This is a genomic window from Polaromonas jejuensis NBRC 106434 (genome assembly GCF_001598235.1).
Lineage (GTDB): Bacteria > Pseudomonadota > Gammaproteobacteria > Burkholderiales > Burkholderiaceae_C > Polaromonas > Polaromonas jejuensis.
Genome location: NZ_BCYO01000001.1, coordinates 240301 through 251596 on the forward strand (window position 1 = coordinate 240301; position 11296 = coordinate 251596).

The following is an 11296-nucleotide window of genomic DNA, read 5'->3' on the forward strand; positions in this document are numbered from 1 at the left end:
TACACGGGAGAAATAGAACACATGTTCAAATGGAAAAAATTGGGGAAGGTCTTCTCGCCGCAGGCTGTGGAAGGTCGCAGCTGGCTGAAGGAGTTCGCACAAGCGCCCGCAACACTGGTATTTGACGACTTCTTGCGGGTCTATTTTTCCTGCCGTCCGCCGGCGGACGAGAACGGGCAATACGTGAGCTATTCAGCTTACGTCGATCTGGACCGTACTGACCTGTTCAAAGTGCGACATGTCGGCGAGCAACCCATCCTGAGCTTGGGTGGGTTGGGTGAGTTCGATGAGTTCGGAACCTATCCCGTGTCTGTCATCCGCGCGGGCGACGAGGTCCGTGCCTATTACGCGGGGTGGACGCGTTGCGAATCGGTCCCATTCAATGTAGCCATCGGTTGCGCGACTAGCCGGGATCAGGGTAAGACTTTCACCAAACTGGGCAACGGCCCGGTACTTAGTTATTCGCCGGACGAGCCATTCGTGCTGAGCGGCCCGAAGATACGCCGCTTCAACGATGTCTGGTATCTGTGGTACATCGCCGGTCGAAAGTGGAAGGTGGTGATGGACAGGGCGGAGCCGGTCTACAAGATACGCATGGCTACTTCTCTTGACGGCATCCATTGGAACAAGCTGAACAAGGATCTGATCGAGAGTCGCATAGAAGAGGATGAGGCGCAGGCCAGTCCGGATGTGTTCTATGCCAACGGCAAATATCACATGTTCTTTTGCTACCGCTACAGCAGCCACTATCGCGGCAAAGAGAACGGCTACCGTATAGGCTATGCCTCCAGCAGTAATTTGACCGATTGGGTGCGCGATGACACGAAAGCCGGTATAGGCGTATCGGACCGAGGATGGGATGCCGAAATGGTCAGCTATCCGCATGTGTTTGAACTAGACGGGAAGACCTATCTGGCCTACCTTGGTGATCAGGTTGGCAGGTATGGTTTCGGTCTGGCGGTGCTCGATGGAATTTTGGATTAAGGGGGGTGTGATGAAATGGAAAAAGCTGGGAAAGATATTCGATCCGACGCAGCATAAGCTGCCGAACGACTGCGGTCAATTCGCGCAATCGCCGCAAGTGCTAGTGTTCGACGATTTTGTGCGCATCTATTTTTCGACGCGCGCAGTGGACAAGAGCAATGGAAAATACCTGAGCCACATTGCCTTTGTTGATATGCGCAAGAATCAGTGGGACATCATCCGCGTATCCGACAAGACGGTCATTCCGCTTGGCGGGCTCGGCTGTTTCGACGAGCACGGCATCTTCCCTATGAACGTGGTTCGCCACGGTCATGTGATCTATGGTTATACCTGCGGCTGGAACAGGCGGGTCTCGGTGTCCGTCGATACAGCCGTCGGCCTAGCCATCAGTCGCGATGACGGACTCACCTTTCAGCGCATTGGTGATGGACCGGTGCTCGCGGCATCGTTGCACGAGCCGTGTCTGGTCGGCGACGGCTTCGTGAAGATCATCGGTGACACATTCCATATGTGGTACATCTTCGGCACTGGCTGGAAGAGATATGCGCCCGACGCGCCACCTGATCGCACCTACAAGATCGGACACGCAGTTTCGAAGGACGGCATCACCTGGTCCAAGGAAGAGGCGCGGCAGATCATTAGCGATCGATTGGATGGGGATGAGAGCCAGGCACTTCCCACGGTGATCGAGATCGCGGGGCGCTATCACATGTTCTTCTGCTATCGTCAATCATTCGACTTCAGAAAGAACAACGACCGTGGTTATCGCATCGGCCATGCTTATTCTGACGATCTAAGCAACTGGACGCGAGATGACGAGAACCCCCTGCTTGATGGCAGTCCGGGCGAATGGGATTCTGCAATGCAGTGCTATCCGCATGTGTTTGAATGCGACGGCAAGGTCTATTTGCTCTACAACGGCAACGAATTCGGGCGTTACGGCTTCGGGCTGGCGGTACTGGAAATATGACCGAGCCGGTGGTGTTCCGTTTGAACCAGGCGACCGAGACGGAGATCGCTAATCACTTGTCGCGTTGTGATGCCGACTTCGTTCCGCCCCTGAGTGATCGGGTTGATATAAACAACTATGCTCACAAGATCGCCGACAATGCAACTCGGTTCGAGGCGTGGGTGGGCGTCACGCTGGTCGGGTTGGTTGCAGCCTATTGCAACGATGGCGAACGGCGAATCGCTTATATCACCAGTGTCAGTGTGCTGCGGGAATGGCAGGGCGGAGGGATTGCCTTACGCTTGCTGGAGCAGTGTGTTGAGTATGGGAAAGAGCGGGGTTTCGAGCGCATCGAACTCGAGGTAGATAACGAGAACGCCAGTGCGATCAAGTTATATGGGAAGCAGGGTTTTATGATAGGCAGGGTTAGTGGTCGTGCTGTGACCATGCGCCTGAACACCGGAAAGAACGTACATATGAGTAAGCAACGCGATTACAACGTCGAAATTAAAGACACCGTCGATCACCAATACGCCTACAGTTTTGATTTCGATGTAATGCATCCCTACATGATCAGATCATTTGAACCCTTCTTTAACAAGGGCAGTCTGCTTGAATTGGGAAGCTTCAAAGGCGATTTTACTAAACGATTCCTGTCCTATTTCGATGACGTGACTTGTGTGGAGGCTTCCGGTGTTGCCATTGAAGAGGCAAAGCGCAAGCTGGGCAATAAAGTTGAATTCGTTCATTCGCTCTTCGAAGCGGCGAACCTGCCCAAACGATATGACAACATCGTGTTGACCCATGTACTGGAACACATTGATGATCCTGTGCGGGTGCTGAAACGTATCAATGATGAATGGCTCGCCGAAGGCGGGCGCTTTTTCTTGGTTTGTCCGAACGCGAATGCGCCCTCGCGGCAGATTGCCGTAAAGATGGGTTTGATCACGCATAACGCCGCTGTTACGCCAGCAGAGGCTGAGCATGGACACAGATGCACCTATTCAATGGATACGCTGGAGCGGGACGCTGTGGCCGCGGGATTGAAGGTCGAGCACCGTTCGGGGATATTTTTCAAGGCGCTGGCGAATTTTCAATGGGATCGTTTGCTGCAAACTGACATCATCTCCAAAGAGTACCTTGAGGGTTGCTACAAACTGGGGCAGCAATATCCGGATCTGTGTTCGAGCATTTTCCTGATGTGTGAACGGGGCGACAGCAAATGAAAATTTCATTTGTTATCGCGGTTTATCACAATGAAGGAGCCTTATCCAAAACTCACGAGAAAATCCAGTCGGTTTTCACAAAAGAATTGACTGAATATGATTATGAAATTGTTTTTGTGGATGATGGATCGAAAGATGGATCGCTATCGGAGATGTTGGGTCTAAAGAAGAAAGATCCTCAAGTCAAAGTGATCACATTCACCAGGAATTTTGGCCAGATGGCGGCTATGTTGGCTGGATTTAGGGAGGCCACTGGAGATGCGGTTATCAATATCTCGGCCGATCTGCAGGATCCGGTTGAGCTAATCCCGCAGATGGTGGAGAAATGGCGTGGTGGTTCTGAAATTGTGATTTGTCATCGAACGGATCGCTCAGACACCTTGCTTGCGAAACTATTTTCACGTTTGGCCTACAGCGTGTTGCGCATATCACTTCCACAAATACCTCCTGGGGGTTTCGATTTTGTATTGATGGATAGAAAGGTCATGGATTCATTCAATGCGGTTGATGTGCGACACCGATTTTTTCAGGGGGATCTGCTATGGACTGGATATCGTACCAGTTTGATTCCGTACGTTCGCCTGAAAAGGACGATAGGCAGGTCTCAGTACAACTTTGGAAAAAAGTTGAAGAATTTTCTGGATGCAATTTTGGATGCTTCCTATTTGCCGATTCGGTTCATCTCTCTTGCTGGGTTAACTACTTCTGGACTTGGGTTGCTGTATAGCATAAGTATCGTTATTAGTTGGTTTCGTGGTGAGACCCCATTTGCGGGGTGGGCGCCCATTATGATTGCAATTCTCTTTGTGGGGGGATTGATCATGGTGATGCTGGGAGTGATTGGGGAATATGTTTGGCGGATCAATGAAGAAGTGCGCAAAAGGCCGAATTACGTAGTTAGGGATAAGTTTCTATGAGCGATGCCTTACCCTACACCGTGGTTGAAGGAATAAGATGTTTTAGTCCGGAAGTGGCAAGCTCTTATGCGGATTATCCGGATGATGGGTTTGATCTTACGGACAAGAGTGGAGAAAGTAGTTTTTGGGTTCGCTCGCGAAATAGGCTCTTCAAAAAGATTGTTCAGAACAACCTAGTTACGTCGCATAAAACGAAGTTTCTCGAAATAGGCTGTGGAACAGGTGGCTTCATTCAGAAAATTGTCGAGAATGAGAATTTGGAAATTACGGGGTCGGAGATTTATTTAAAAGGACTTCTATATGCTAAAAAAAATCTCCCTGCTGTTGAGTTTGTTCAGTTCGATGTCACCAAAGGAGTAATTGGTGAGGCGTTCGACTTGATTGTTGCATTCGACGTCCTTGAGCATATTGAGAACGATGTTGCCGCGATATCAAATATCAATAAGATGTTGCATGAGGGGGGGCGTGTGATAGTTACAGTTCCTCAACATATGTTCCTATGGAGCCAATTAGACGAAATTGTTAAACACAAGCGCAGATACTCGAGACGGGAGTTGGTGACTAAACTTCAAGAGAATGGGTTCGACATCAGCTATTGCACCTCTTTCTTATTTGTCCTGTTTCCTTTGATGTTGATTTCCAGGATGTTTGATAAAGGCCGCAGCCAATCAAAATCCGACGACTTGGCGCTGGGGAAGAGAGTCAATTTTTCCAAAATTCTGAATTGGATATTTGACTGCTTCATGCGAATTGATGAAGCCCTTATTGGATTGGGCATCTCACTGCCTTTTGGTGGGACGCTGGTAGTTGTTGCCAAAAAGTGTTGAACAGTATTTTTGGGAATTTATGCTCTCTAAGCAGTGCATCTTGTTTAACTTGCTAGAAGATAACTTTAATTTCAAGAAAGCTCGAGTCGATCCAAATTGTGCGTGCATCGGCCGCAAGATTCGTTTTTGTCGGAAATGTTAATTTCCTTTGTGCCCGGTTCATTGAATTATTTCAGATGAATGGGATACGTAAAGACATTCACATTGCTTTCTCTGTCTTCATGGTGCCCTGACTTATGGCGCTATTTTGGTGTCCTGATGGCAATTGTCACTTATCCTTCCGCTTTATCTCCTTTTGGAGAGGCCCGTGATCAAAGTGGACAACTCCATAAACAACCTAACTACACGCGTGACGAAAGGGCAGGCGTAGCTTCCATGCCTCGTCAAATTGGCTTTTTTTACTTCTGTGAGAGCAATGCATAAATTTAAAATCGAGGCCACAAAATTCACGCTTGTGGGCGCAGCAAATTTCATGCTTACTTTTATTGTGTTCACCACGATGTTGAAGGTGCTGCAGGTGAACTACTTGCTTTCATTGGTGGCTGCGTGGGTTATCGGCATGATTTTTTCGTACATACTGAATTTTTCATGGGTGTTCAAGCCAGAGCAAAAAATTGATTTTAAAGCTCGATTCTTTAGGTTCTTCTGTGCGAGTGTATTATCGATAACTTTGAATATGTTGGCCCTGAGTTATATCGTGGAGCGCTTTGATTTTGAGCCTTTTTACATTCAGATGGTGCTGCTTCCCTTCATCGTCGCCTTCAATTTTTCCACAGCAAAATATTGGTCTTTGCGGCGTTCAAGTGGTGGGAAGCGCAAGGAATTTTTGTCATGAAGGCTCAAGGGGATCGTTTCACCGCTATTCCGTTTCTATCCGTTGAAATCATTGAGCGTATAGCCAGAACGGGGATTCTACTGTGTCCATTTCTGGTAATCGCCTACTGTGTCTGGACCCTGGATCGCGGTTTCGAGATTACCGATGAGGCATATTACTTGTTACTGGCCATGCATGCTGGTTCGGTCAAGCTTTTCATCAGTGCACAGCAATGGATAACGGCTGGGCTTTGGCAGCTCACCGGAAGCCTTGCAACATTCAGAGCTGCAGGCTTGGCCTCTTTGCTGGTTAGTTCGGCATTGCTCGGGCTTGGGGTTTTTTCTATATGCCTTCGTTTTGGCTTGGTGACAGATCACTTTGAGCTGAAGTGGGTAGTTCTTGCTGGCTCTGTAGTCGGCGCCATGCTATACGCCTCAACGATCAATCTTTCACCTAGTTATAACCTGTTGGCTTCTACAGGGGCCTATGCCGCGGCCGGTATGGCCTTGCTGGCATCGAATCGTTCGAGCATCCTCCAAAAATATGCCTTGCTCACTATGGCAGGCTGCGCCATTGGAGCGGAAACTCTATGCAAGCCCTCCGCAGGTGTAGCGACATTAGCGCTTCTTGTCTTGTGGGTGAGCATTTTCGAGTGCTCGCGCTTCGACAAGAGATTTGGTCCAGTGGCGTTGGTCTTCGGAGCTATCACATTTGCGGGCATTGTCTTGCTGGTCAATACAACGATTAGCGATGCAACACAAGGTGTTGAACAGGGAATGCAGATATTCAGGATGGTGCAGGTAGAGGCGGTCGAGGCACGTTTGATCAGATACTTTATCGAGTTTTTGGGGTACTTCTTGACAACCCTGAGAGCGTTTGCTGTTCCCATTGTCGCAATGACTATTTATGCAATGACACGCCGGCCCATCTTTGCGCAATGCGGGCTGGTTACGCTCGTGGCCACCCTGATATTCGGAAATCTCCATGCTGGGTTGCCAACACTTTCGACATTTAACGCGACTTCCGGGAGTTATCTTTTCGGAGGTTTCAATAGATACGATGCGCAGATCGTTGCAATATTTTCGATGCTGCTCATGATGCTGATTGTGACTATTCCGGTATGGAGCAAGAATCGAAATACGTTCGCATTATTTATTGGATTATTTTTGCTCCCTTATTCTGTGGGTATAGGCACCGGCAATGCGCTATTCACACAAGTCATTGACTCGCTTGCCCCTTGGGGGGCATTGATTGCGGTGCTGGTGGTCGCACGCCAACCCGATCATGTCAACAAAATACCTAGTTCGCTAATTGGTAGCTGTTTCATGGTAACTATTGCACTACAGATCGTTACCAGCAATTTTAGGCCATATAACTTGTCGCTTCCCCTCACCAGGCAAGATCAGGCGACTACAGTGGGACAGCTAGGAGAAGTAAAAGTTGATGCAGGAACTTACAAATTTCTTGCGGAAATGAAGGCGGCGGCCAAGGTGTGTGAGATTGCGCCAGGCGCGCCATTCTTTGGCTTGTACAACATTCCAGGAGTGGCACTGGCATTGCAAGCTACTCCAGTATTGACTCCATGGATTAACAACAGGGCACAGGCGGAATTTGTCATTGAGCGGGTGCGCTCTGAGGATTTGCATTCAGCTGTAGTTGCTTTTCAAATGAAGGGCCGTGATTTCTTTCCTCCGATACCACAACAAATGGCAGCATTCCCGTTGGGTTATCGATATTGTGGAATGGCCACCTATCCCTATATGCATCAGCGAATCCAGATTTGGAAAGTTCAGACGCAATAAGCATGTCGCTAAAGAAGAACATTTTTGCCAATTACGTCAGCCAAATCTACGTCACGCTAGTCGGCGTCGTCATGCTACCGCTGTACGTCAAGTACATGGGCGCAGAAGCTTATGGTTTGGTGGGCTTTTTTGCCATGTTGCAAGTATGGTTTCAGCTGTTGGACATGGGCCTCACGCCGACCATGGCTCGCGAGACCGCCCGGTTTAATGGCGGTGCTTGCTCCGCACTGGAGCTGCGGCGCCTGCTGCGGACGCTGGAGGGCATTTTTCTCGGCGTGGCCTTGCTGGGGGCTGGAGCCATGTGGGCGAGTGCAGGCGGCATTGCCAAACAGTGGCTGAAAGTGCAGCAACTGCCACTGGTTGAGGTAGAGCATGCCCTGCAACTCATGGCAATCATCGTTGCTCTGCGTTGGGTCAGTGGCCTTTACCGAGGCGCAATAAACGGGTTTGAGAAGCAGGTGTGGCTCAGCAGTTTCAACAGTGCCGTGGCCACCGCACGCTTTGTGCTGGTGATACCGTTCTTTATCTGGGTGGGCAGTAGCCCTGGTCTATTCTTTGGCTTCCAATTGGTTATTGCCGTTTTTGAATTGGTTTGGCTTGTGGGTAAAACTTATGCCATTTTTCCCAAGGCAGTGCAGGGTGCAAGTACCCCATGGGCTTGGCAGCCTTTACGCCGGGTGCTCAGGTTTTCGCTTGGCATCGCTTTTACCAGTTCGGTGTGGGTACTGGTCACGCAAACCGATAAGCTCATTCTTTCCAAGTTTTTGCCTCTGACCGACTATGGCTACTTTACCTTGGCAGTATTGGTGGCCGGCGGAGTGTTAACAATCAGCAGCCCCATTAGCGCAGCTCTTATGCCCCGATTGGTCAAGCTTAATGCTGAGCATGATGAAGCAGGGTTAATCCAGCTTTATCGAAATGCTACGCAATTGGTCGCTGTCATCGCCCTTCCTGTATGTACTATGCTGGCTTTTTTCTCTGAGCAGGTTCTTTGGGCCTGGACGGGCGATGCCGCTCTTGCAGGCAAAGCGGCCCCAGTGCTAACACTGTATGTCATTGGTAACGGCATACTGGTGCTCGCCGCCTTCCCGTATTATCTGCAGTACGCAAAGGGCGATTTGACGTTGCATATGATTGGGAACGCTATCTTTGTTCTGCTGCTCATCCCCAGCTTGATTTGGGCGTCTTGGCGCTACGGAGCCACCGGAGCTGGGTGGGCATGGTTGGGGTCCAATGCAGTAGCCTTCGCTCTTTGGCTTCCGATGGTTCACGCGCGGTTTTGCAAAGGCCTGCACATTCAATGGCTCTTACGTGATATCGCGCCTATCGCGATCAGCAGCATTGCGTTTGGCGTGACCAGTCAATGGTTGTTTGCGTGGCCAACTCAACGTGGCCCAATAGCGCTTCAAATTGGTGCGCTCGGTGTCCTGGCGCTACTCGTTGCCAGCCTCAGCACGTCGTGGGTTAGAAAAAAAATATCAAATCAATGCAGAAACCACTACGCTGCGCAGAAATAAAAATGAATGCCACCGAAGTCACAAGAAAATTACCCAAGGTATCGATCTGCGTTATTACGTATAACCAAGAAAAATACATTAGGCAATGCCTGCAAAGCATTGTCGACCAGGAAACTGATTTCGATTTTGAGGTGATTGTTGGGGATGACTGCTCTACGGATGGAACACGCGCAATAATTGAAGAATTCGCAGAGCGTTACGCTCAAAAGGTAATACCAATATTTCGCCAAAGTAATACTGGAGGGCTCAAGAATTATCTAGAGACGCACAACGCAGCTACTGGTTGTTATGTGGCGCACATGGATGGTGATGATTTTGCATTACCAGGAAAGCTTCAGATGCAGGCGGGTATTTTAGATTCTGATTCGACGTGTACAGCTGTATGGCACCGAGTCGACTATTTCGATGATACTGGTGGCTTTTGTTCTGGAGAGACAGCTGATTTATCAATCTTTAATGAGGGGAAAGTGTCATTCTCTGAGGCAATTCGATTGGGCTTTATCGGCGTGCATAGCTCTCTCATGTACAGACGTTCAGCCCGGGAGAAAGTGTCACTCGATAAAAAAGTACTAGATCTTTATCTTACTTGGGATTTATTGTCAAAAGGGTCCGGATATGTTGTCAACGAAATTCTAGGGCGGTATCGTATCGCTGCATCAGGATCGTTGACCGTGAGCTCATTGCCGCGGATTCGCCGGCTATCGATTGATCATGCCGATCATTTTTTAAAAAAATTCCCAGAGCAGCGGAAAAGCTATTTCATATGGGCAATTAGTAATGCGGTTATTGATTTTAAGAATGCCCGTCTCACTGCAATCGATTTCATTATTTTCGCGTTGCGAAATATTTCACTTGTAAGGCCGGGTGAAATTTTTACTAATCTTCTGAATATTCAGCGAACTCAGGTTCGGTGGAGTCGAGGAAATAATTCTGAGAAAGTTAGATAGTGGCAATTTTATTTACCTTTGGATTGTTTCTATATTATTGGTTTTTCTTGCGTCAGCATGCCAAAGCTGGATCTACGCTGGCGATGTTGCTATGGCTCTTGTATGTCGGTTTGGGGTTTTCTGGAATATTTATAGCGCTAACAAATGGCATTGAGCCGATTTATGAGCCAAATTACTTGGCTACATTATTCCTATTATTTGGTGTGGCGGTAAGTATTTCGGGGTTCTTGCGGTTTCGTGAGCAGGATGTTTCTCAGGTATTTGGGGTAATTCGTGGCCAAAAAATCATTGAGAATATATTGTTTTTTTCGCAATTATTCGCCATGGCATATTTTTTGCCATTTGCGATAAGCTCTCTAACGGGGGATGCGAATGAGAATAGATTATTTTTGAGTGAAAAAATGGAGCTTATGGGTTCATATGGGTTGATAAATACTGCTGCCGGGGCAGCAAGTCAGTTGTTTGGTTCTTCCATTGTATTGGCTTTCATTAGGTTGGCATCCAAAGAGAGTCAAGGGCGAAATATGCTCAGGGCATTTTCCCTTTTGTTCTCCAGTTTGTCCTACGTAATTTATATTCTTGCGTATGTTGGTAGGGATGGCGTCGTTTATTGGTTAATGACGAGCGTGATGATTTTTTGGGTATTTCGCCGACATATTAATCCGGTGGATGCTAGGCGGATATATTTATTTGGATTTTTCTGCGCGATTGCGCTTTTAATTCCATTTGGAGTGATAACTGTTTCTCGGTTTTTTGATGCTGATCAAGGTGCTGGGTGGAGTTTTTTTGAGTACTTTGGAGCACAAATACATAATTTTAGTGATTATTCATCGATTGATCGTCCGTTGACTTTAGGGCTTCAAAGTTTCCCGATGTTCATTAATGCAGGGTGCTCAATATTGGGGTGGGATTGTCTTTCATGGCTGGATGTAAAAGATGCCATTTTCGGGGAGTATTTGGATCAAGGTAAGGCGCCCTGGCTATTTGGTACATTCATCTCTGATTGGGTAGGCGACTTTGGATTGATTGGAGCATTTTTGCTCTTAAGTATTTTTTCGCTATTTTGTGCCAAGATGTGCTCTTATCGCGGATCGGGAAATCTATTATCGCTTGAGCGGTTGCTTTTGATGCTTTTATTGTATTTGGTGCCATACTGGGGCGTGTTTTATTTTAGATTTGCTATAAGCAACGGATATATTGTTGTTAATTTGATTTTTATTCTGCTTGTAAGGCTGCTGCATGAAATTATTCCAGAGGTTCCGGCGGTAGGTAATGTGGCTGAGAGAGGTCTTTAGGCAGTGATTTTGTTGCTG

10 protein-coding genes are annotated in these 11296 nt (G+C 48.0%); all 10 read left to right on the forward strand.

The features are described from left to right. The first annotated feature begins 21 nt into the window (after nucleotides 1-21). Nucleotides 22-984, forward strand: a complete 963-nt coding sequence (locus PJE01S_RS01085) for a glycoside hydrolase family protein (protein ID WP_068831287.1) — start codon at nucleotides 22-24, stop codon at nucleotides 982-984. Between the two features lie 10 nt (nucleotides 985-994). Then, complete coding sequence (locus tag PJE01S_RS01090; protein WP_084389284.1) at nucleotides 995-1954, forward strand: glycoside hydrolase family protein; 960 nt, start codon at nucleotides 995-997, stop codon at nucleotides 1952-1954. After that, entirely contained in the window at nucleotides 1951-3159 is a 1209-nt protein-coding gene (locus PJE01S_RS25695; RefSeq protein ID WP_218017485.1) for a GNAT family N-acetyltransferase, read from the forward strand. Before PJE01S_RS01090 ends, PJE01S_RS25695 begins: the two co-directional genes overlap by 4 nt. Continuing rightward, nucleotides 3156-4076 (forward strand): glycosyltransferase family 2 protein, encoded by a 921-nt coding sequence (locus PJE01S_RS01100; protein WP_068831289.1) that lies wholly within the window; start codon nucleotides 3156-3158, stop codon nucleotides 4074-4076. Before PJE01S_RS25695 ends, PJE01S_RS01100 begins: the two co-directional genes overlap by 4 nt. Further along, entirely contained in the window at nucleotides 4073-4903 is an 831-nt protein-coding gene (locus PJE01S_RS01105; RefSeq protein WP_084389285.1) for a class I SAM-dependent methyltransferase, read from the forward strand. The genes PJE01S_RS01100 and PJE01S_RS01105 overlap by 4 nt, the downstream gene beginning before the upstream one ends. A gap of 415 nt (nucleotides 4904-5318) precedes the next feature. Beyond that, complete coding sequence (locus PJE01S_RS01110) at nucleotides 5319-5738, forward strand: GtrA family protein (protein WP_084389286.1); 420 nt, start codon at nucleotides 5319-5321, stop codon at nucleotides 5736-5738. Beyond that, a complete protein-coding gene (locus PJE01S_RS01115) occupies nucleotides 5735-7519 on the forward strand; it encodes a hypothetical protein (RefSeq protein WP_068831292.1) in 1785 nt (594 codons plus the stop codon). The genes PJE01S_RS01110 and PJE01S_RS01115 overlap by 4 nt, the downstream gene beginning before the upstream one ends. Continuing rightward, complete coding sequence (locus tag PJE01S_RS01120; protein ID WP_245660516.1) at nucleotides 7498-9036, forward strand: oligosaccharide flippase family protein; 1539 nt, start codon at nucleotides 7498-7500, stop codon at nucleotides 9034-9036. The genes PJE01S_RS01115 and PJE01S_RS01120 overlap by 22 nt, the downstream gene beginning before the upstream one ends. 2 nt (nucleotides 9037-9038) lie before the next feature. After that, nucleotides 9039-9983, forward strand: coding sequence for a glycosyltransferase family 2 protein (locus tag PJE01S_RS24215; RefSeq protein WP_169804350.1), 945 nt, complete (start codon nucleotides 9039-9041; stop codon nucleotides 9981-9983). Next, nucleotides 9983-11278 (forward strand): O-antigen polymerase, encoded by a 1296-nt coding sequence (locus tag PJE01S_RS24945; RefSeq protein WP_157090185.1) that lies wholly within the window; start codon nucleotides 9983-9985, stop codon nucleotides 11276-11278. The genes PJE01S_RS24215 and PJE01S_RS24945 overlap by 1 nt, the downstream gene beginning before the upstream one ends. The last annotated feature ends 18 nt before the right edge of the window (nucleotides 11279-11296 follow it).